21 protein-coding genes and 1 pseudogene are annotated in these 21146 nt (G+C 70.7%); 13 read left to right on the top strand and 9 right to left on the bottom strand.

What is annotated here, in order from left to right:
* Positions 1–95: 95 nt before the first annotated feature.
* The 3 genes from AC5JOC_RS17080 to msrA all read left to right on the top strand — a co-directional run bounded on the left by AC5JOC_RS17080 (position 96) and on the right by msrA (position 2632).
* Positions 96–1202, top strand: coding sequence for a LacI family DNA-binding transcriptional regulator (locus AC5JOC_RS17080; protein WP_079706597.1), 1107 nt, complete (start codon positions 96–98; stop codon positions 1200–1202).
* An 83-nt stretch (positions 1203–1285) separates the two neighbouring features.
* The gene (locus AC5JOC_RS17075; RefSeq protein ID WP_274500316.1) at positions 1286–1933 is read left to right on the top strand and encodes an MOSC domain-containing protein; all 648 of its coding nucleotides are present in this window, start codon (positions 1286–1288) and stop codon (positions 1931–1933) included.
* A 150-nt stretch (positions 1934–2083) separates the two neighbouring features.
* Positions 2084–2632, top strand: coding sequence for a peptide-methionine (S)-S-oxide reductase MsrA (gene msrA, locus AC5JOC_RS17070; RefSeq protein ID WP_079706599.1), 549 nt, complete (start codon positions 2084–2086; stop codon positions 2630–2632).
* A gap of 61 nt (positions 2633–2693) precedes the next feature.
* On the opposite strand, the gene AC5JOC_RS17065 is transcribed toward msrA, so the two are convergent.
* Positions 2694–2903 (bottom strand): hypothetical protein, encoded by a 210-nt coding sequence (locus AC5JOC_RS17065; protein WP_124767435.1) that lies wholly within the window; start codon positions 2901–2903, stop codon positions 2694–2696.
* 220 nt (positions 2904–3123) lie between these two features.
* Between AC5JOC_RS17065 and AC5JOC_RS17060 the strand changes: the two genes are divergently transcribed.
* The 6 genes and pseudogenes from AC5JOC_RS17060 (at position 3124) to AC5JOC_RS17035 (ending at position 8753) form a co-directional block, all read left to right on the top strand.
* Positions 3124–3345 carry a hypothetical protein gene (locus AC5JOC_RS17060; protein WP_079706600.1) on the top strand — a complete coding sequence of 74 codons (222 nt, stop codon included), beginning with the start codon at positions 3124–3126 and terminating at the stop codon, positions 3343–3345.
* A gap of 99 nt (positions 3346–3444) precedes the next feature.
* On the top strand, positions 3445–4140 hold the full coding sequence (locus AC5JOC_RS17055; RefSeq protein ID WP_236555265.1) for an LON peptidase substrate-binding domain-containing protein: 696 nt from the start codon (positions 3445–3447) through the stop codon (positions 4138–4140).
* A gap of 780 nt (positions 4141–4920) precedes the next feature.
* A complete protein-coding gene (locus AC5JOC_RS17050) occupies positions 4921–5334 on the top strand; it encodes a sugar phosphate isomerase/epimerase family protein (protein ID WP_494246906.1) in 414 nt (137 codons plus the stop codon).
* A gap of 27 nt (positions 5335–5361) precedes the next feature.
* Complete coding sequence (locus AC5JOC_RS17045) at positions 5362–6315, top strand: 3-hydroxyacyl-CoA dehydrogenase family protein (protein ID WP_079706602.1); 954 nt, start codon at positions 5362–5364, stop codon at positions 6313–6315.
* Between the two features lie 75 nt (positions 6316–6390).
* The gene (locus AC5JOC_RS17040; protein ID WP_124767434.1) at positions 6391–7164 is read left to right on the top strand and encodes an SDR family NAD(P)-dependent oxidoreductase; all 774 of its coding nucleotides are present in this window, start codon (positions 6391–6393) and stop codon (positions 7162–7164) included.
* Between the two features lie 214 nt (positions 7165–7378).
* Positions 7379–8753, top strand: a pseudogene (locus AC5JOC_RS17035) (MFS transporter).
* 209 nt (positions 8754–8962) lie between these two features.
* On the opposite strand, the gene AC5JOC_RS17030 reads toward AC5JOC_RS17035, so the two are convergent.
* From AC5JOC_RS17030 to AC5JOC_RS17010, 5 genes are all read right to left on the bottom strand, one after another.
* Positions 8963–9676 (bottom strand): GntR family transcriptional regulator, encoded by a 714-nt coding sequence (locus AC5JOC_RS17030; RefSeq protein WP_244175592.1) that lies wholly within the window; start codon positions 9674–9676, stop codon positions 8963–8965.
* A 102-nt stretch (positions 9677–9778) separates the two neighbouring features.
* Positions 9779–10555, bottom strand: a complete 777-nt coding sequence (locus AC5JOC_RS17025; protein WP_494246870.1) for a triose-phosphate isomerase family protein — start codon at positions 10553–10555, stop codon at positions 9779–9781.
* A 26-nt stretch (positions 10556–10581) separates the two neighbouring features.
* A complete protein-coding gene (locus tag AC5JOC_RS17020; RefSeq protein WP_071258616.1) occupies positions 10582–11043 on the bottom strand; it encodes a ribose-5-phosphate isomerase in 462 nt (153 codons plus the stop codon).
* Between the two features lie 77 nt (positions 11044–11120).
* Positions 11121–12851, bottom strand: coding sequence for a dihydroxyacetone kinase family protein (locus AC5JOC_RS17015; RefSeq protein WP_494246869.1), 1731 nt, complete (start codon positions 12849–12851; stop codon positions 11121–11123).
* Positions 12852–13137: 286 nt separating this feature from the next.
* A complete protein-coding gene (locus AC5JOC_RS17010) occupies positions 13138–13902 on the bottom strand; it encodes a GNAT family N-acetyltransferase (protein ID WP_159875795.1) in 765 nt (254 codons plus the stop codon).
* A gap of 111 nt (positions 13903–14013) precedes the next feature.
* On the opposite strand from AC5JOC_RS17010, the gene AC5JOC_RS17005 reads away from it, so the two are divergent.
* Entirely contained in the window at positions 14014–14805 is a 792-nt protein-coding gene (locus tag AC5JOC_RS17005; protein WP_064295688.1) for a response regulator transcription factor, read from the top strand.
* An 80-nt stretch (positions 14806–14885) separates the two neighbouring features.
* Positions 14886–16433 carry a sensor histidine kinase gene (locus AC5JOC_RS17000; RefSeq protein ID WP_494246868.1) on the top strand — a complete coding sequence of 516 codons (1548 nt, stop codon included), beginning with the start codon at positions 14886–14888 and terminating at the stop codon, positions 16431–16433.
* Positions 16434–16616: 183 nt separating this feature from the next.
* Here the strand turns inward: AC5JOC_RS17000 and AC5JOC_RS16995 are convergent, their stop codons facing one another.
* The 3 genes from AC5JOC_RS16995 to AC5JOC_RS16985 form a co-directional block, all read right to left on the bottom strand.
* Complete coding sequence (locus tag AC5JOC_RS16995) at positions 16617–17255, bottom strand: GntR family transcriptional regulator (RefSeq protein ID WP_494246867.1); 639 nt, start codon at positions 17253–17255, stop codon at positions 16617–16619.
* Positions 17252–18223: a DMT family transporter gene (locus tag AC5JOC_RS16990; RefSeq protein ID WP_494246866.1), complete on the bottom strand. Its 972-nt coding sequence runs from the start codon at positions 18221–18223 to the stop codon at positions 17252–17254. Before AC5JOC_RS16990 ends, AC5JOC_RS16995 begins: the two co-directional genes overlap by 4 nt.
* Positions 18224–18338: 115 nt before the next feature.
* Entirely contained in the window at positions 18339–18788 is a 450-nt protein-coding gene (locus AC5JOC_RS16985; RefSeq protein WP_274500326.1) for a hypothetical protein, read from the bottom strand.
* A 259-nt stretch (positions 18789–19047) separates the two neighbouring features.
* Between AC5JOC_RS16985 and AC5JOC_RS16980 the strand changes: the two genes are divergently transcribed.
* Positions 19048–19779 (top strand): hypothetical protein, encoded by a 732-nt coding sequence (locus AC5JOC_RS16980; protein WP_494246865.1) that lies wholly within the window; start codon positions 19048–19050, stop codon positions 19777–19779.
* Position 19780: 1 nt separating this feature from the next.
* Positions 19781–21052, top strand: coding sequence for a carboxypeptidase regulatory-like domain-containing protein (locus AC5JOC_RS16975; protein WP_494246864.1), 1272 nt, complete (start codon positions 19781–19783; stop codon positions 21050–21052).
* Positions 21053–21146 lie beyond the last annotated feature (94 nt).

Genomic DNA, 21146 nt, shown 5'->3' with positions numbered 1-21146 from the left:
TGGTGGTGCTCCTCAACGTTGATCGGCGGTGCGATGGTCTGTGGTGAACGTCACCGTGAACGTTCACGGTGTGAGCGTATCAGTACGATGTGACCATGACCAGGCCCCGCGACGATCACGCTCCGGCGCGAGCGACGATCATCGACGTCGCCCGGGTCGCCGGTGTCTCGCGCCAGACCGTGACCCGCGCACTCAACGGGATGCGCGACGTCAGCGACGCCACCAGGCAACGGGTCGTCGAGGTCGCGGCTTCGCTCAACTACCGTCCGAACCGCGCCGCGCAGCACCTGGTGAGCGGCCGGACCACGACGCTCGGACTGGTCGTCGACGACCTGCGGAACCCCTACTACCCGGAGCTCGCGGCCGCCCTCGTGCAGCAGGCGGCAGAGCGCGGATGGACCGTGTTGGTCGCCGAGGTCGGGGGAGCGGCGAACGCATCGGGCGACCGACCCGCCGCCGCGGATCGCGGACCGGACCTCCCCGACGCGGAACGTGCGCAGCTCGCCGAACTCGCGCGGCAGGTCGATGCGGTCGTCGGGCGCAACGGCGCCGACCACGGAGCACTCCAGGGCGCCTTCGCCACCATCCCGTTCGTCTCCCTCGGCGACCATCGGTCAGACGAGTCCGAGGCAGGATCGAACCCGTCCGGCGCCGAGCCGACGCTGCAGGTGGCGGGCGTCGACATCGACTTCGAGGACGGCATCCGACAGGCGCTCGCACACTTCGTCGCGACCGGGCGCCGGTCCATCGCGATGATCGACGCCTCGGCGGAACCGTCCGGACGACGTCTCGCGTACCGAGCGTTCCTCGAGGAGCACGGCTTGCCGTGGTCGGAGGCGTCGGAGACCTGGGCGGAGGACACCCACCAGGGCGGGGTGTCGGCCGCCCTGCGGTGCCGGGCCGCGATGCCCGACGTCGACGCCGTGCTCGTCTTCAACGACGTCATGGCCGTCGGCGTGCTCAAGGGACTCGCCCGTGCCGGGGTCGGCGTGCCGGAGGACGTCGCCGTCATCGGCATCGACGGACTCGACCTCGGTCGCTTCGTCACCCCTGAGCTCACGAGCGTGGCCGTCGACAAGGGCGACATCGCACGGCACAGTCTCGAACTGCTCGACGGCATGATGTCCGGCACGCTCCCGCTCTCGGGGCCGTCCGTCCGACGCTCGGTGGGTGTCTCACTCGTCATCCGCGAGTCCGCCTGACCCGCTCCGCCTGAGCCACTCCACCCGGAGCCGCACCGGCCCCGTCGTCCGGACGGGCGCGGAGGACACGGCAGACTGGTCCCATGTCTGAACTCCTCGCCCTCTGTCGCGTCGAAGCCCTCCAGGTGGACGACGGGTCGATCGGTGTCACCGCGATCGACAAGCGCCCGGTCGACGAGCCACTGCACGTGCGGCCGATGGGGCTGTACGGCGACGTGCAGGCCGATCGCAAACACCACGGCGGTCTGACGAAGGCGCTCTACGCCTACGCCGAGGAGGACGCGCGGTTCTGGGAGGGTGAGCTCGGTCGGGAGATCACGCCGGGGCTGTTCGGCGAGAACCTCCGCACGCAGGGGCTCGACGTGAACGGTGCCGAGATCGGTGAACGCTGGCGGATCGGCGACACCCTCGTCGTCGAGGTGACCTGCCCGCGCACCCCGTGCGGCACCTTCCAGCGGCGCCTGGGCGAGCCGCGGTGGGTGAAGCGCTTCGCCGACGCCGCGCGGCCCGGTGCCTACCTCAAGGTGGTCAAGAGCGGGACGGTGCAGGCGGGCGACCCGATCGAGATCGTCCGACAGCCCGGCCATGGCGTCACCATCGCCTCCTGGTTCGCCGCGGCGGACGAGGCGCAGGCCGTCACCCTCGAGCAGTCGGAGCAGTCCGGCGCCGTGGTGCTGGCGCCCGAGATCCACGAGTCGATCAAGCAGCTCCGCCGCAAGCGGACCGTCTGAGCCCTGCCGTCGCGTCCGCACACCTGTGCGACCGCTGAGTGCAAGCCCCGGCCGGAACAGTCCGGAAGCGGACGCTGTTGCATACCATGGAGCCGAAGACCGGAGCACGCGGGGACCCCGCACGGTGCTCGGCACGAAGGAGGAGTCACGATGAGTGCAGCAGACGAGCAGAGCACGACGACCGAGCGCGCGGTGCTGGCCGGCGGATGCTTCTGGGGCATGGAAGACCTCGTCCGGAAGATGCCGGGCGTGAAGTCGACCCGCGTGGGCTACAGCGGTGGCGACGTCGCCAACGCCACCTACCGCAACCACGGCACCCACGCGGAGGCCCTCGAGGTCGTCTTCGACCCGAGCAAGCTGTCCTTCCGCGAGCTCCTGGAGTTCTTCTTCCAGATCCACGACCCGTCGACGAAGAACCGCCAGGGCAACGACGTCGGCCTGAGCTACCGCTCGGCGATCTTCTACACCTCGCCCGAGCAGGAGCGCGTCGCCCGCGACACGATCGCCGACGTCGACGCCTCAGGGCTCTGGCCCGGCAAGGTCGTCACCGAGGTCGAGCCGGTGTCCGAGTTCTGGGAGGCCGAGCCGGAGCACCAGGACTACCTGGAGCGCATCCCGTGGGGCTACACCTGCCACTTCGTGCGCCCGGGCTGGAAGCTCCCGCGCCGCGCCGAGGTCGCGGAGCAGGCCACCGCGTAAGCACGTCCACAGCGCCCGGCACCTCGGTGTCGGGCGCTGTGCTGTGCGTGGACCGGCAGGCTCAGACGCCGTCGGCGCGCGAGGAGTTGACGGCGTCGGAGGCCAGTCGTGGCGCGAACCGCGGGTCGAACTGCAGCGGTGGATCGTCGGGTGATGCCAGTGACGGTTTCCCGAGGCGGACCCACTCGAGGTACTGGAGGTAGGGGTCGGACCCGGCGTCGACCGGCGCATCGACGATGCGCTTGCGTCCCCACGGCCACTTCCACCCCACGATCAGCATCCTACGGACGGTTCCTGAAGATCCGCGGACCATCGCGCCACGATCTCGCAACGATGGCGTCGAGGCGTGCTCGTTTCGTCTGATGGATACGGAGTTGTCCATCGGCCGTCGGTGCTGTCATGATGAAGCACGGCGGAGATAGCTAGACAATCGAGATACTTCGAAGGGTTGTCCGGACCCGGTCACTGCACCTGCCGAGAGAGGTCGTTCCATGGGCTCCGCCGGCAGCGAGACGTCTGAACTCCGCCGAGCCTGGGTGGAGCAGCTCACGGCCGACCGCTTCGGCGTCTTCGTGGGGGATCGGCGAATCGGGTTCATCGACGTGGACTGGCCGCTGCACGTCGCCCTCCGCGGGGCCGACTACGAGACGGCGGTCGAAATCGATCGGGCGATCCGGTTCGACCAGGCGCTGCGAGCGGTCCTCGGCGACTGAGTCGCCTCCGGTGTCCGGCGACTATGATCGCAGCACGGTTCGGGTGGACGGTTCGCCGGGCGGCACCCGGTCGGACCTGCGAGACGGAGGGAGAGTGACATGACCGACTCCTTCAGTGCCGAGCCCTGGGCGTCCGGCCTCCCGGTCCTCGAGCTGCCGATGTTCCCGCTCGGCTCTGTGCTGTTCCCGCACATGCCGCTCGCCCTGCGGCTCTTCGAGGAGCGCTACCTGACCATGCTCGCCCACCTGCTCGAGGCCGAGGACCCGGCGTTCGGCGTGGTGCTCATCGAGCGCGGGCGCGAGACGGGAGGCGGTGAGCACCGCTTCCGGACGGGGACCGTGGCGGAGATCGTCGAGGTCGACGGCGGCGAGGGCTTCGTGGCGGTGATCGCCGAGGGCGGTCAGCGCTTCGAGGTGACCGACTGGCTGCCGGACGACCCGTACCCACGCGCCGAGATCCGCACGCTCGACGACCTGGAGTGGGACGAGCGCTGGGAGCAGCTGCGGGACGAGACCGAGGCGGCGGTGCGGCGTTCGCTGGCCGTGGCCAGCGAGTTCAGCGAGCAGCAGTGGGCCTCGGTCGTGGAGCTCGCCGACGACCCGCTGGAGTCGTCGTGGCAGCTCGCGGGCATCGCCCCGGTGAGCGAGATCGACCAGATGCGGTTCCTCTCGGCCGGTTCGCTGGAAGAGCTGTTGGTCGGTGTGCGCGATCGCGCCACCGAGGCCGGCGAAGCGTTCATCGCGGGCGGCATCGCCGACGCGGACGACGAGGACTGGGACATCCTCGGCGGCTGAGCCCCGACGTCCGCACCTCGACAGGCTCGGTGACCGGCAGTGCTCGGTGCCACCGGGTGCGCTCGGACACCGGAAGCCCGCCTCCCGCTCCGCCGGTCGCCGAGCCTCGGCCCCTCCGCCGGTCACTGAGCCTGTCGAAGTGCCCTTGCGCATTCGTGGAAACGCTTTACTATTTCCTATAGGATCTTTTTTGACCGGGAGCACCAGCCCCGAGCAGTCCCTGAGCGCAATGGAGCATCATGACGGATACGACCGCGACCGCGTCGACCCCCCGATGGACCGCCGACACCTGGCCCATCGCCACCTGCCTGCACGGCATCCCACCCGTCGACCGCAACGGCGTCTCCCTGCACGACGCGGAACCCGAAGCCTGGGACGACCTCTTCGCGCAGGTCGCCGGCGTCGGGTTCACCCTCGCCGAACTGCCCGACAGCCACGTCCGGCCCGCCGACCTCGAACCGTCCCGTCGCGACGAGTTCCTCGCCATCGCGAAGTCGCACGGCGTCGGCGTCCCGTCCGTCCACCTGCAGCGGCAGAGCGTGATCATGCCGGGCCACGAGGAGCGCAACCTCGAGTACGCGCACCGCACGATCGACGCCGCCGCCGAGTGGGGGATGCAGGTCTTCTCCACCGGCCTGCACCAGCCCTTCAGCGAGGCGCAGCGCAAGGCGCTGTGGTTCTGGACCGCGCAGGGCCCGAAGGACCCCGACGACCCCGAGGTCTGGAACGCCGCCGTCAGCCGCATCCGCGAGCTCGGCAAGCACGCGGCCGACGTCGGGCCTGCCGCTCGCACTCGAGCTCTACGAGGACACCTACCTCGGCACCGCCGACAGCGCGGTCCGGTTCGTGGAGGAGGTCGGGCTCGACAACGTCGGTCTGAACCCCGACGTCGCGAACCTCATCCGCCTGCACCGCCCGGTGGAGGACTGGCGCGAGCTGTTCGCCAAGACCCTGCCGTACGCCAACTACATGCACGTGAAGAACTACACCCGCGACGAGGCGGCCGACGGCAGCTGGGCGACGTCCGTGCCCTCCACCATGGAGGCCGGGCTCATCAACTACCGCCAGGTCTTCCGCGACGCCGTCGAGCTCGGCTTCAACGGCATCATCCTGGCCGAGCACTACGGCGGCGACAGCCTCGGCATGTGCTCCACCAACCAGAAGTACATCAGGACCCTGCTGCCGCAGGCCTGATCCAGACGACCACAGGAGAGCTTCATCATGACCACACACACCATCGCCGTCGTCGGATCGGGGTACATGGGCGGCGGCATCGCCCAGGTGCTCGCGCTGTCCGGCGCCACCGTCCGCATCGCCGACATCTCCGAGGAGATCGCGCGCAAGAACTACGACCGCCTCATCGCCGAGGCCGAGCAGTTCGTCGCCGACGGACTCTTCCCCGCCGACGCCGTGGAGCGGATCCGCGCCAACGTCTCGCCCGCAGCGTCCATCGAGGAGGCCGTCACCGGAGCCGACTTCATCGAGGAGGCCGTCCCCGAGAAGATCGAGATCAAGCACGAGACCCTCCGTCGCATCAGCGCCGCGGCCTCGCCCGACGCCATCATCGGCTCGAACACCTCGACCATCCTCATCGGTTCGCTCGCCGAGGCCGTCACCAACCCGGAGCGGTTCCTCGGCGTCCACTTCTCGAACCCGGCCCCGTTCATCCCCGGCGTCGAACTCATCCCGCACGAGACCACCGCCGATGCGGCGATCGCCACCGTCGAGGAGATCGTCGCAGCGACCGGCAAGGAGACCGCCCGCGTCAAGGACGCGACGGGCTTCGTGCTCAACCGCCTGCAGTACGCGCTGTTCCACGAGGCGACGCAGCTCGTCGAGGAGGGCGTCGCGACGCCCGAGGACATCGACACGATCGTCCGCACCACCTTCGGCTTCCGGCTCCCCGTCTTCGGTCCCTTCGCGATCGCCGACATGGCCGGACTCGACGTGTACTCGTTCTGCTACGCCTCGCTCCAGACCCGGTGGCCCGAGCGGTTCGCCACGCCGGACTCCCTCAAGGAGCTCGTCGACGCCGGCAAGTTCGGCACCAAGTCGGGTGCCGGCTACCTCGACGTCCCGGCCGACCGCACGCCCGAGCTGATCGCCTACCGCAACAAGGCCTACGTCGCGATCAAGCAGCTCATGGACGAGCTCGGCCCCGCGCCCATCAACTGAGCGCGGCGCCGACCGAGCGCACCGTCCGGCTCGATCGGACACCGACTTCACCACTCCCACGCAGAAAGGCCGGCCATGACCGCCACCAGCTTCCCCGAATCCAAGACCGTCGTCCTCACCGGTGCAGCCTCCCCGCGCGGCATCGGTCGCGCCTCCGCCCACCACCTCGCCGAACTCGGCTGGAACATCGGGATCATCGACCTCGACGAGGCTGCGGCGCAGGCGGTCGCCGCCGAGATCGCGGAGCAGCACGGGGTGCAGGCGGCCGGCGCCGGCGCGAACGTCGCCGACGAGGCGCAGGTGCGTGCCGCGTTCGACGCACTCGAGGCCGCCCTCCCACAGCTCGTCGCCCTCGTGAACCTCGCGGGCGTCGCCTCACCGGTGCCCTACCTCGAGGTGAGCGCCGACGAGTGGAAGCGCGTCATCGACATCAACCTCAACGGCGTCCACTACACGACCCGCCGTGCGGTGGAGTCGATGGTGTCGAACGGCGTCGGTCGGGTCGTCAGCCTGTCGTCCGTCTCCGCCCAGCGCGGCGGCGGCACCTTCAGCAAGACGGCCTACTCGGCGGCGAAGGCCGGCGTGATCGGCTTCACCCGCAGCGTCGCCCGTGAGCTCGGCCACGACGGCATCACGGTCAACGCCATCTCGCCCGGACCCATCGACACCGACATCATGGGCGGCACCCTCACCGAGGAGCGCAAGACGGCCATGGCCGCCGACGGCGTCCTGCCCCGCATCGGCACCCCACGCGACATCGCCGCCGCCATCGCCTACCTCATCAGTGAGGACGCCGGCTTCGTCACCGGTCAGACGCTGAACGTCGACGGCGGCCTCTACATGCACTGATCCACCACACGCACCACGAGCGAACGGAGCAGCACCATGCAGCACCTCACCGGTCAGTGGACCAAATCCCGGTTGATCTTCCTCGGTCTCGGCGTCGTCTTCGTCGGCATCGGCCTCTGGATGATCATCCCCTCGATGGTCTCCTGACCACCGCCAGCAGCAGCAGTAGCACCAGCAGCACCCACCCGCACCAGTCATCTCAAAGGAGAGTGTCTTGTCCACACCCAATCCGCCGGCGATCGGATCGACCAACGATCCGGCGCTGAAGTCGGCGATCCGCAAGGCGTCGAAGCACCTCATGCCGATGCTCGTCATCCTGTACTTCGTCGCGTTCCTGGACCGCACGAACGTCGGCTTCGCCGAGGAGGCGCTCAGCGTCGACCGCGGCATCTCGAACGGTGCCTTCGCCCTCGGCGCCGGCATCTTCTTCATCGGCTACGCGATCTTCGAGATCCCGAGCAACCTGCTGCTGAAGAAGTTCGGCGCCCGGTTCTGGCTCGCCCGCATCGCGGTGACCTGGGGCATCGTCGCCGCCGCTGTTCGCCTTCACGACGAACGACACGATGTTCATCGTCCTGCGCTTCCTGCTCGGCGTGACCGAGGCCGGGCTCTTCCCCGGCGTCATCATGTTCCTGTCGGAGTGGTTCCCGAACAAGGTCCGTGTCCAGATGTTCTCGATCTTCTACCTGGCGCAGCCGTTCTCGCAGATGCTCGGCGCCCCGCTGAGTGGTGGCCTCATCAGCTTCGGCGACGCCCTGACCCCGTGGCACGGCTGGCAGGTGATGTTCTTCGCCGAGGGCATGCTCGCGGTCCTGGCCGGCTTCGCAGCGCTCTACTTCCTCACCAACTCGCCACAACAGGCGAAATGGCTGGACCAACAGGAGAAGGACTCGCTGACGGCCGCGATGGAACGCGAGGACACCGTGCGGCAGTCGGACGGCCCGACCGGTATCGCGAAGGCGATGACGAGTTGGAAGGTGTGGTACTTCACCATCATCTACTTCTGCCTGCAGATCGCGGTGTACGGCACGACGTTCTACCTGCCGCAGCAGGTCTCGAACCTCATCGGTCAGGACGTCGGCTGGCAGGTCGGCCTCGTGGCGGCCATCCCGTGGCTCGTCGGCCTCTTCGCCTGCTACTACGTGGGACGGAACGCGAACACCGTCGTCCGTCGGCGCACCTGGGGCACGTGGTTCTACATCTCGACCGGCGTCTTCATCCTGGCCTCGGCCTGGGCGGGCGCGAACAACCAGCCCATCCTCGGCATCCTGTTCATCACGATCGCCGTGGCGAGCTTCCTCTCGGTCGGGCCGATCACGTGGGCCTACCCGACGGCGTTCCTCACCGGAACGGCTGCAGCGGCGGGCATCGGCCTCATCAACTCGCTCGGTAACCTCGGCGGCTTCGTGGCACCGATCATGCGCACCGGGATCAACGAGAGCGTGCCGACCGACAGCGGCGTGTGGGGTGTGGTCTCGCTCGGGGTGTTCGCCTTCCTCGCGGCCGCGATGCTCTACTGCACCCGGTTCTTCCGTGGGGCGAAGGCGGACGAGCTGCTCGAGACGACGGCGAACCGCACGGCGCACTAGTCACGACCGCAACACCCGGACGGGGTCGATCGCTCAGGCGGTCGGCCCCGTTCTGCCCTTCGACAGGCTCAGGGACCGGAGGAGGGCGGCTCAGGGACCGGAGGAGGGCGGCTCGGGGACCGGCGGACTCGGTCCCTGAGCCTGTCGAAGGGTGGGTGCCTGGCCCGGCGCCTGTCAGACTCCGGTCCCTGAGCCTGTCGAAGGGCGGCTCAGTGCTCGGCGTCGCTGCGGGCGCGGGTGCGCACGAGCTCGATGTGCGAGCGCATGGCCGCCGCGGCGGTCTCGGGGCCGTCGGAGAACGCGTCGAGGATGGCTCGGTGTTCGACGACCGCCTGGTCGGCGTCGGTGACGCCCGTCTCGACCGTCTGGCGCATGCGGTGCACGCGGGTGGAGATGCCCTCGGACATGTCGAGGAGGAACGGGTTGCGGGTGCCCTCGAAGATGAGGTGGTGGAAGTTCCAGTCGACCGCGAAGTACTCGCGGAGGAGTGCGACGGGGATCTCGCCGGCCGACGCCGCGGCGCGCACCCTGGCGGTCATCTCGACGTGCTGAGCGAGGGCGACCTCGAGGGCCGGGACGAGCTCGTCGGCGTGGGCGGCGGCCAGCGCGGTGGCGCCGCTCTCGAGCACGATGCGGGCGTCGAACAGCGACTCGAGCTGGTCGTCGGCGAGCGGCGGTGCCACCCGGTAGCCCTTGTGGGTGACCCGGGTGACGAGCCCGGTGCGCTCCAGCTGGACGAGCGCCTCGCGGACCGGCGTCGGCGAGACGTCGAGGTCGCGGGCGATGGCGTCGATCGACAGGCGGGCACCCGGTTCGATACCGGAGCTCAGGAGCATGTCGAGCACCAGCTCGTAGACGCGGTCGCGCAGACCGCGGCGTTCGAGCGAGGAGGAGGCGCCGAGCGGGAAGACGGCATCAACCACGGCAGCCTCCGAAGGGTGTGCTCGAGGCGTCGTCACGGAGGGGAACCTCCGGTCGAGCGGCCGCGATGATCGTCGAGGACCAGTTTACGGGGCCTCCAGGCGTCATCGCGGCAGGTCGGAGCCCGCGCGGTCGAGGCCGGCCACCTCGTCGAGCACCAGCGAGAGGGCTGCCGGATCGTGGGCGAAGCGGCCGAGGAAGACCCCGTCGACCGCGTCGCCGATCGTGGTCAGCAGGCCGGGTCCGGCGCTCCCGCCGTAGATGACGGCCGAGGAGGTGTCGATGTGCCCGGCCGCGGCGAGCGCGTCGAGGTGGCCGCGCAGCCGGAGGCACACCGTGCGGATGTGGGCTGGACTCGCGGCCTCGGTGGCGCCGATGGCCCAGTGTGGTTCGTAGGCGACGATGACGCGGCCCACGATCCCGGCGGCGACCGCCCCTGCCAGGGCGTCGTCGAGCTGTGCGACGCACTCCGCGGCCGCCACCTCGGCGTCTCCGTGCTCCGCCTCGCCGATGCACAGCACCGGCGCGAGACCGTTGCGGAGCGCGGCGGTCGTCTTCGCGCGGACGACGTCGGGCGTCTCACCGAACAGTCGGCGCCGCTCCGCGTGCCCGACCTCGACGACCTCGCAGCCGACCTCGCGGAGCTCGGCGCCGCTCACCTCGCCGGTGAACGCCCCGGTGTCCTCGGTCGCGAGGTCCTGAGCGCCCACGGACGCGACGCCGCGGAGCCGCTCGACCGCGCCGGTCACCGAGAGGTATCCGGGGATGACGAACAGCTCCGCCGCGCCGGATCGGAGTGCGTGGTGCTCGGCCGACACCCCCGCGACGACCGAGCACCAGTCGAGCGTCTGCGCGTGCCCGAAGTACATCTTCAGGCTCACGCCGACGAGTCTGGGACGTCCTGACATCAGGACGCTTCGTACGCGCTGATCTCCTGCACCTTGTCGTTCGACGCGCTCGAGGCGTCGAACTCGTAGGTGAGCCACTCGCGCACGTTGCGGCGGGCGAGTTCGATGCCGACGACGCGCTGGCCCATGCAGAGCACCTGGGCGTCGTTCGAGAGCACCCCGCGTTCGACGGAGAAGCCGTCGTGCGCGGTGACGGCTCGGATGCCCTGGACCTTGTTGGCCGCGATCGCGACGCCGAGGCCCGTGCCGCAGATGAGCAGCGCGCGGTCGGCCTCGCCGCGGGCGACGATCTCGGCCGCGGTCACCGCGACGGTCGGGTAGTTGGTGTGGCCGTCGGCGTCGACCCCGACATCGACCACGGAGGCGACCAGGTCGCTCGCCTCGAGGTCGCGCTTGAGGATCTCCTTGTAGTCGTAACCGGCGTCATCGGAGCCGATGACGATTCGCCAGGTGCGGGTCATGGTGTGCCTTTCGTTGCTGGAGCGGGTGGCCCTTCGACAAGCTCAGGGACCGGGGTGTCGCTTCGGGGGATCGGGCGTCAGTGCTCGGCGAGGAGGGTGCCGACGCGCTCGACGATGAGGGCGAGGGAGACGGCCCCGGGGTCCTCGACGCCGACGGCCTTCGAGCCGTGCGAGCGGGCGCGACCCATGCCGGGCATGAGACCGGCCGTGTCGTGGGCCGCGGTGGTGGCCGCTGCCGCCGCCGTGGTCCACGCGGTGGAGAGGTCCTCGCCGGCGGCGACGCGTTCTGCGAGCGTGTCGGCGAACGGGACCAGGGCGTCGACGAGCGTCTTGTCGCCGACGGAGGCCTTGCCGTAGCGCATGACGGCGTCCTTCGCTGCGGTCACGCCCTCGCTCACGGCGGTGGCGGTCGGGCGTTCGGCGTCGCCGAGGCGCTCGCCGAGGGTGCGGAGCATGACGCCCCACAGAGCGCCCGAGGTGCCACCGGCGCGGTCGGACCAGGCGTCGCCCGAGCGGTCGAGCAGCGTCGCGACGCCGGCACCGGCCTCACGCAGGCGCTCGGCCTCGGCGGCGGCAGCGGTCGCCCCGCGGTCCATGCCGATGCCGTGGTCGCCGTCGCCGACGATGGCGTCGAGGCGTCCCAGCTCGTCAGCGTGCTCCGCGAGGAGCTCCTGGATCGCGGAGATCGCGTCGGCCACGACGGCTGCCGACTCCTGCGACTCGGGCGAGGCGTCCGGCACGACGAAGGCGACGTCCTCGGTGTCGTCGGCGGCGACGGTCTCGAGCGCGCCGGAGTCGACGGCGCCCGTGCGGAACGCGGGCGTGTCCGCAGCGGCACTCCACAGTCGCTCCAGCTCCTCGTCCACCCAGAGCAGGGTGAGCGAGACGCCGGCCATGTCGAAGCTCGTGCAGAACTCACCGACCTGCGGATCGACGAGGGTGATCCCGGCGTCCTCCAGTAGGGAGGCGATGCGGTCGTAGACGACGAACAACTCCTCCGACTTCACGGAGCCGAGGCCGTTGAGGATCGGGACGACGCGTGCGCCGTTCGGCGTGACGCCGTCCGGGATCTCGGCCTCGTTCAGGAGGTGGTGCACGAACAACTCCGCCAACCCGTCGGCGGAGGGGATGTCGGTCTCGTCGATACCGGGCTCGCCGTGGATGCCGAGCCCGACGGCCATCCGTCCCTCCGGCACGGAGAACAACGGCTCGTCGGCACCGGGCAGCGTGCACCCGGAGAACGCGACGCCCATCGAACGGGTCCGGGCGTTGGCGAGGATCGCCACGCGCTCGACGTCGTCGATGGAGTACCCACCCGATGCCGCACCGCCAGCGACCTTGAAGACGGTGAGGTCGCCCGCGATCCCGCGCCGCTTCTCGAGTTCGGTGGGCGGGGCGCTGAAGATGTCGTCGGTCACGGTGACGGTGCGGCAGTCGATGCCGTCGGCCTTCACGGCGTCCTGCGCCGCGGTGAAGTGCAGGACGTCACCGGCGTAGTTGCCGTAGCTGAGGAGGACGCCCCGTCCCTGCTCGCTCGCGCGGACGACGCTCTCCACCTGGTGTGCGGACGGCGACGCGAAGAGGTTGCCCATGGCCGCACCGTGGGCGAGTCCCGGTCCGACGAGGCCGGCGAAGGCGGGGTAGTGCCCGGAGCCGCCACCGATCACGAGGGCGACCTCCGGTTCCGCGGACCTCGTGGAGCGCGACACCCCGCCGGAGACCTTGCGTACCCAGCGTCCGTTGGCGCGGACGAAGCCGTCCACCATCTCGTCCGCGAAGTCGGCCGGTCGGTTCCAGAGCCTGGTCATCTGCATCTCCTCGTCATCGAGTCCGTCGATCCGGCGCAAGCCGGCACATCGCGATAATCCTATAGGATATTGGAACCGACCGGAACCCTGGACTGCGCACAACTCAGGACGCCACGGGCGGGTCGGCGCCCTCGGGCGGCAGCCGGAGGCGACGCGCCGGGGGCACCTGAGTTGTGAACGTGTGACACGAGGGACGCACGTCGCCGGCGTCCCGACGGCTGAACCTGCCGAGGCTGGAGTGGGGGAGACTCAGCCCCGGCAGGTTCGGCGATCGGGACGCCGGCCATCAGGGGCGCGTGACGGTGGACCCCGTGTGCGTGGCTTCGACGCGTTCTGCACGACGTGCGGCGAGGAGCGAGGGCGTGATCGCGAAGGTGATGCTCGACGACCGGCGCGGCGCGGTCGCCCGCAGGAAGCCGAGCCGCTCGGCGAGGGCGATGGACCTGGTGTTCTCCGGCTCGATGACGGCTGTGACGGTCTTCGCCCCGAGCTCGCGGAAGGCCAGGTCGATCATCGCCTCCGAGGCCTCGCTCGCGAGACCGCGTCCGCCGACGGCGGGGTCGAGGACCCATCCGATCTCGACCGAGCGCTCGGCGGGGTGGACCTCCCGGAGATGCAGGGAGACATCGCCGACGAGCCGCCCGTCGTGCTCCACGGCCAGGGCGAGGAAGTCGCCCGACTGCCAGAGGCGGTGGTGCCCGACGCGGTGCCGCAGGTGCTCACGGGACGCCTCGCGGTCGCGGACCGGCCACGGCAGGTGCTCGACGACCGCCGGTGTGGACTGGATGCGGTACCAGGCCTCGGCGTCCTCCAACCGGTGGCGACGCAGGACGAGACGGTCGGTGCTGATCGGGTGCGCGTCGACGGGAGCCTCGATCCGCGGCCCGCGGAGGAATCGAGGACGTGAGACACCTGCCGGGAACAGGGGACGCAGAGCACGGACGGCGGCGGCGAGGCCGCTCCGGATCCGGTCCGCAGGCTCGGCCGTCGCTCCGGCCGTCCGACGACGGCGGGGGGCGAACGACGTGCCCAGGGGCTCTGCTCGGGTCATGCCCTCCACGGTAGGCACCGCACCCATGGGCTCGGCCTGAAAAGATATGAGGCCTCTATGAATCGCCCGTCGCTCCCCGCGCCTCGCAGCTCGACGACGGATAATCGACCCATGCCCTCCGACCTGCCAACGCAGATCGTCGACTCGGGGCGCCGCCGGGCGGTCCTCGCCAAGCTACCGCGGATGTACCGGGCCGACGGTTCACCCATCCGCGTCCTCCTCGTCGACGACGAAGCGGTCCTGACCGACCTCGTGAGCCTGGCCCTCGGCTACGAGGGGTGGGTCGTGGACGTCGCCACCAACGGTCGCGAGGCCGTCCAGCGCTACCGCACGGAACGTCCGGACGTCGTGGTCCTCGACATCATGCTGCCCGACATGGACGGGCTGAGCGTCCTGCGCCAGCTCCGCAGCTTCTCGCAGGGGGAGCCGGAATCGGGCACCCCGACCCTGTTCCTCACCGCTCGCGACTCGGTGGACGACCGCATCATGGGACTCACCGCCGGCGGCGACGACTACATGACGAAGCCGTTCTCGCTGGAGGAGCTCGTGGCCCGTCTCCGCGGTCTCCTCCGCCGCACCGCGCACGTCGTGTCCGACGACGACTCCCGCATCACGATCGGCGGGCTCTTCCTCGACGAGCGCAGCTACGAGGTCAGCCGCGACGGCGAGCCGGTGGCGCTCACCACGACCGAGTTCGAACTGCTGCGCTACTTCATGCGCAATCCGAAGCGCGTGCTGAGTCGTGCCCAGATCCTCGACCGCGTGTGGAACTACGACTTCGCCGGCAAGGCCAGCATCGTCGACCTCTACGTCTCCTACCTCCGCAAGAAGATCGACGCCGACCGTGCGCCGATGATCCACACCGTCCGCGGTGTCGGATACGTGCTGCGGCCGGTCGAATGAGCACCGCATCGGTTCCGACTGCGGGCGTGCCGACGCCTCGGGCGGACCGGCGGCACCCGTGGACGCTTCAGCGACGGTTGGTGACGGGCATCGCGGCGGTCATCGCAGCGGTCCTCGCGGTGTCGGGCATCCTGACGATCGTCACGGTCGAAGGGTCGGTCACCGCCGTCGTCGACACCCAGCTCACCGGGTCGATGGAGGCCTTCGAGCACTCCGTGGTGAAGTTCCACGATCAGCAGGCCGGTGCCGGAGCGGTGGTGGACCCCGATGCCACGCGCGGTGAGCCCGGCTACGTCAAGCCGTTCGTGGACTACGTCGGCCACGGGCCCGGCACGCTCATCGCGCTCGTCGCGGACGGTGGGGTCGTCGACTCCGCGCGTTTCACCCAGTCCAACGCGACGGCGCTCGACGTGCGGACGAAGGCGCTCATCGAGGAGGCCGTCGCGGTCGACAGCTCCGAGCGACAGAACATCGAGCTGGGGTCGCTCGGCGGGTACCGGCTCGAGTTCCTCGACCACGGCGACGGCGAGACCCTCGTGGCCGGCGTCTCGCTCGCCACCCCGCGTGCCGCCGTGCAGCAGGAGGCGATCGTCATCGCGATCCTCGCCGTGCTCGCGCTCGCGGTCACCATCGTCGGGGCGATCATCGTGGTCCGCCTCGGGCTCCGACCGTTGTCCCGCGTGGCCGCCGCCGCCGAGGAGGTGTCCACCCTGCAACTCGAGCGTGGCGACACCGGGATCGACGTGCGGGTCGATCAGGCCGACACGGATCCCCGGACGGAGATCGGCAAGGTGGGCGAGGCGCTCAACGGCCTCATCGACCACGTCGACCGCGCACTCGCCGTCCGAGCCGCGACCGACAAGCGCATGCGCCGGTTCGTCACCGACGCGAGCCACGAACTCCGGACGCCGCTCGCTGCGATCCAGGGCTACGCCGAGCTCACCCGCCAGGACAGCGAGAGCCTCCCGCCCATGACGGAGCACGCGCTCGCCCGCATCGAGTCGGAGGCGACCCGGATGAGTTCGCTCGTCAGCGAGTTGCTCCTGTTGGCGCGTCTCGACGAGGGCCAGGACCTGCACCTCGACGACGTCGACCTGAGCGACCTCGTCGCCGCCGCCGTGAGCGACGCGGCCGTCTCGGCACCGGCGCACCACTGGTCGGTCGACGTGCCGGAGCGCGCGATCATCGTGCGCGGCGACCGCGAGCGCCTCCACCAGCTCGTCGTGAACCTGCTGTCGAACGCCGCCGTGCACACCCCGGCCGGCACCTCCGTGGTCACCCGCATCAGCGCACCGAAGAGTCCCGACGAGCCGCAGCGCGCCTCGCTGACGATCGCCGACGACGGACCCGGCATCGACGAGGCCTTCCTCCCCGAACTCTTCGACCGGTTCGCCCGGGCCGACTCGTCGCGCTCGCGTGCCGCCGGCAGCACGGGCCTCGGCCTGGCGATCGCGCTGTCCATCGCCGAGGGCCACGAGGGCTCGATCGAGGTCGCCTCGTCGTCCGCCGGCACCACGTTCACGGTGACGCTGCCGTGGTCGGGCCCGTCCGAGGAGCACCCCGCGGTCCGGCCGGCGGCCGACGCCACCGGGACGCGGCCGGAGGCGGTCACCTCGACGCGAGGCTGACGGCCCGTCCTGTCGTCGAGCCGCACCCGGTCGCCGAGCGCCACCCGGTCACCGAGCGCCATCCGGTCACCGAGCTTGTCGAGGTGCCCTTCGACAAGCTCAGGGACCGGAAGGGGTGGCTCAGGGACCGGAAGGGGTGGCTCAGGGACCGGAAGGGGTGGCTCAGGGATCGGAAGGGGTGGCTCAGGGGGCCGACCGGCGGAGGGCGATGAGCTGCTCCGCCGAGTGCGCGAGGTGCGCGCGGAGCTCCGCCTCGCCGTGGTCGCCGCTGAGCGCGTGGACGAGTCGGTCGTGCTGGTCGATGAGTTCCTCGGGCGGGAGGACGCTCCGGAGCTGCACCATGAACAGGCCGAGCTCGGCGAGCAGGCCAGCGTGCGCCTCGCTCAGTCGAGGGCTCCGGGCCGCGGCGACGATCGCGTGGTGCAGCTCGGCGTGCGCGACCTCGATGGCGCGGTGATCGCCGGGTCGGTCGAGGCAGATGCGTCGGAGGCTGTCGTTCGCCGCGATGATCGAGGCCGGTGGGCGCGACGACGGTTCCGCACGCGTTCGCAGCAGCCGGACCGCCTCGGCCTCGATCGCCGTCCGGTACTCCATGAGGGCGAGCACGTCCGCATCGCTGAACGACCGCACCCGGGCGCCGCGGTAGGCCTCGAACGTGACCAGGCGCTCCGCCGCGAGCGCCTGGAGCGCCGCTCGGACGGTGTGCCGGTTGACGCCGAACCGGGCGGTGAGGGCGGTCTCCCGCAACGGCTCGTCCGCGCCGAGCCGTCCGTCGAGGATGTCCTCCCGCAGCGCGTCCGCGACGGCGTCGACCGCGGTCATCGGGCGACCTCGCGACGGTCGATGCGCTTCGGTACGACGAGGATCGCGAGTCCGATCACGAGCAGCGCGGCACCGATGACGGTGGACGGCCCGAAGGACTCTCCGAGGAGCAGGATGCCGAGGAGCGTCGCCGTCAATGGTTCGAAGAGCGTGAGCGTCGCGACCCGAGACGCGGGCAACCCGCCGAGTGCGTAGCCGAACAGCAGGTACCCCGCCACCGTGTTCACGAGCGCGAGCCACGCGACCGCGAGGGCGCCGGGCACGGTGAGGATCCAAGCGGTCTCGGTGGCGAGGAGGATCGGCACCGAGACGAGCGCCGCTCCGCCGAAGAGCGCCGCCATGGTGCCGAGCGGCGTCCACCCGTGCTCGATGAGCGCCTTGCTGCAGAGCGTGTACAGGGCGTAGGAGGCTCCGGCTCCGATGGACGCGAGCAACCCGTCCACCGAGACGGTCCCGATCCCGCCGCCCGTCACCCCGGACAGGACGGCGACGCCGGCTGCGGCGACGATCGTGGCCAGGAACCAGCGGCCGCTCGGGCGCCGTCGGTGGATCGCCCATTCGAGGAGGCCGGTGATGGCGGGTGCGGAGCCGAGCGCGGTGAGGGTCCCGATCGCGACACCGTTGCGCTCCACGCCGAGGAAGAAGAACGGCTGGTACGCGGTGACGCCGATCGTGCCGACGACGACGGCGACGACCAGCGCGGGCCTCCCGAGTTCCGCTGCGCGGGTCCGAGGTGGAGTGGACCTCGAGCGGCGGGCGAATACCGCCCACACGAGGACGAGGAGCGCTCCGCCGAAGACGATGCGTGCAGCGCCGAACGCGACCGATCCCACCTCGATCGGTAGGAGCGCGTGAGCCGTGCCCGTCGTCCCGAAGCACACGGCGGCGAGGATCGCGGCGGCGACGGGCAGGCGCCCCGCGGCAGTGCTGGTGCCGGTCGTCTGGGTTTCGGTCGGCGAACGGGTCATGGGGACAGCCTGCCGCAGGATTGTGTAACAATCAACGGCTGTCCGGGATGTCCGGGACACACGCCACGACGCCCGCCCGCTCGAGGAGCGGACGGGCGTCGGGCGGGAGATCGGGTCAGCCGGCGTAGCCGCTGCTGATCACCGACACCCCGAGCAGCAGGGCTGCACCGGCTGCGACGATCAGGGCGAGCGCCAGCATGGTACCGGAGATGATGACGGCGGTGAGGGCGAAGCCCTTCGACTTCGGCTTGCGGGCGAGCGCGATGATGCCGAGCACGAGCGAGGCGATCGGCAGGAGCACGAACGACGGGGCCACGACCGCGGCGATCGACAGGGCGAACGCGATGATCGACAGCGTCTGGGTCGAGCTCTCGCGGTCGGCGGTCGTCGCAGCAGGAACGGGTGCGAGGGGCAGCGGGGCCGTCGGCTGAGTCGGCGCGACCTCCTGCACGGGCGTGGCCTGGGTGAGGGGCTCGGGGCCGAACGCTTCGGTCGGGGCGTCTGCCAGGGTCACGTCCTCGGCGGGCGAGATCGTGGGGGACTCGGTGGTGGCTGAGGCGGACATGAGGTGGGGTTCCTTCCTCCGCGGTGCGGAGCTTCTCCGCGGTGTGCGGAGCTGATCGGTTGATGGTTCCAGCCTCCTCGGATCGCCGCCGGGGCGCGTCGCCCGCGCGCCCGATCTCCCGTCCTCCCGCGGGATGATCCTGCGCGTCCGGTCCATGGGTCTGCGGTGCCGCGCCCGTCGGTACCACTGTTTCGGCTGACCCTCGGAAACGGGACACCGGGCTTCCGCGGGCGACCGATGTGCGTTTATCCTGACGCCCATGACCCGCCGCATCGGAGCCGCTGTGCTCGCCCTGCTCGGAGCCTCCGCGCTCGCCCTCACCGCAGCCGTCCCGGCGGCCTCCGCCGCGACCACCTCGAGCTGGGCGACGTGGCCCACGTTCTCCGGTGCATCGGGGTCGTACCAGGGCACGATGACCCTGGCCGGTCAGCCCGCCCTCACCGCGGCGTTGACGAGCGACTCGGTCGGCGGCGGTGGCGTCGGCGTCATCTCGGGCGCCTCGACCTGGCTGGCGGCGTCGACCCCGGTCGGTGCGAAGTACGGCAGCAGCCGCGATCAGCCCTACCTGAACCTCCGGCCGAAGGCGAACAACGCGGCGTCGCCCTCGACCACGACCTACTCCTTCGCGACGCCGACGCCGCCGTCCGGCTGGACGTTCGTCCTCGGCGACATCGACGCCGACCAGGTCACCGTGACGGCGATCGGCCCCGACGGCGCGGCGCTCACCCCTGACGAGCTCGGGTTCAACGGTGGCTTCAACTACTGCGCTCCCGGTCTGGCCGGCAAGCCGTCCTGCACCGGTTCCGCGACGGACGTCCCCACCTGGGACCCGGCGACGCAGGTGCTCCGCGGCAACGACGCCGCCGCGGACACCGCCGGCGCGGCGGGGTGGTTCGAGCCCTCCGCCCCGATCTCCAGCCTCACCTTCTCCTTCCAGCAGCGCCTCGGGCGCGCCCGTCTACCAGGCGTGGTTCGCGTCGATCGCGCGTGACGTGACCGGCACCGTGACCGACCAGACCACCGGCCCGCTGGACGGCGTCGGCGTCCGCCTCATCGACCGCGACGGTCGGGTGGTGGCGTCGACCACGACCGCCGGTGGCGGCGCCTACACCTTCGCCGGCTACTTCGCGACCGACGGCTACACGGTGCAGCTCGTCCCGCCGACCGGCAAGATCGCCGACGGTCCCGCACGAGCCGCCGCGGACCTCACGGACGCCGACGCCGTCGCGGACTTCACCGTCCGGGACATCGTGCCCGTCGCCGTGTCCGGCACCGCGCTCGACACGGACGGTATGCCGATCGTCGGAGCCACGGTCACGATCGACGGCGCGGGCAGCGTCACCACCGACACCGACGGGAACTACCTCTTCGACACCGTGCCGGTCGGCGAGCACACGGTCGTCATCACGCCGCCCGCGGGTTACGCGGTGCAGAGCCCGCCGAACGTCTTCACGGTCCCGGTCGGGAGCGAGACACCCATCACCGAGCAGGACTTCGTGCTCGTCGCGAATCCCAGTCTCGGCGGGGTGATCACGTCCGGTGGAGTCGGTGTGGCCGGTGTCACCGTGAGCGTCGACGGTCCGAACGGGGTCGAGAGCGCCGTCACGGCCGCCGACGGTTCTTACCGCTTCCCGCTCCTGCCCGCTGGCTCCTACGAGGTCTCGGTCGTCGCCCCGGAGGGGTACGTCGTCTCCGGAGCCGCAACCCGGGCGGAGGAGCTCGCCGGCGCCGATCTGGACGCGGTCGACTTCGAGCTCGCTCGGCTCGGCACCGTCATCGGCGACGTCCGGACGGACACCGACGCCCCCGTGCCCGCAGCGACGGTCACGGTGACGACGCCGGGCGGCCCGGTCGCCCTGACCACGACGGCCGAGGGCTCCTACGGGCTCGCCGACCTGGCGCCGGGCAGCTACGAGGTCACGCTGACCGTCCCGGCCGGGTATTCGGTGCCCGCGGGTGGTGCCACGACGGCCACCGTCGTGGTCGGTACGGACGGCGCGGTCCAGACGGTGCCCACCTTCGTGCTCGTCGCCGACGAGGTCGCTCCGGTGCCGCCCGTCCCAACGGCGACGCCGAGCGACCCCGCCGTTCCGAGCAACCCCGCCGTTCCCAGCAACGCGGGTCGTCTGCCCTCGACCGGCGCGGACGCGATGCCGTGGATCGTCGCTGCCGGAGCGCTCTTCGTGCTCGGTGCCGCCGGTGTCGTCACCGCGGCCGTCCTGCGTCGTCGACGCGCGAATCGGGACGAGCTGTCCGGCGAATGACCATTTGAACGACCCCTCGGGGATGGGAGGGCGCGGCTCGTCCGTAGACTTGGGCGAGCCGCGCCCCACCCAGGAGTGCGGATCGCACTGCTGA

The sequence above is a fragment of the Plantibacter sp. genome (genome assembly GCF_059073635.1).
The sequence above is the reverse complement of the archived record's forward strand: the minus strand, read 5'-3'. Positions and strand labels throughout refer to the sequence as shown.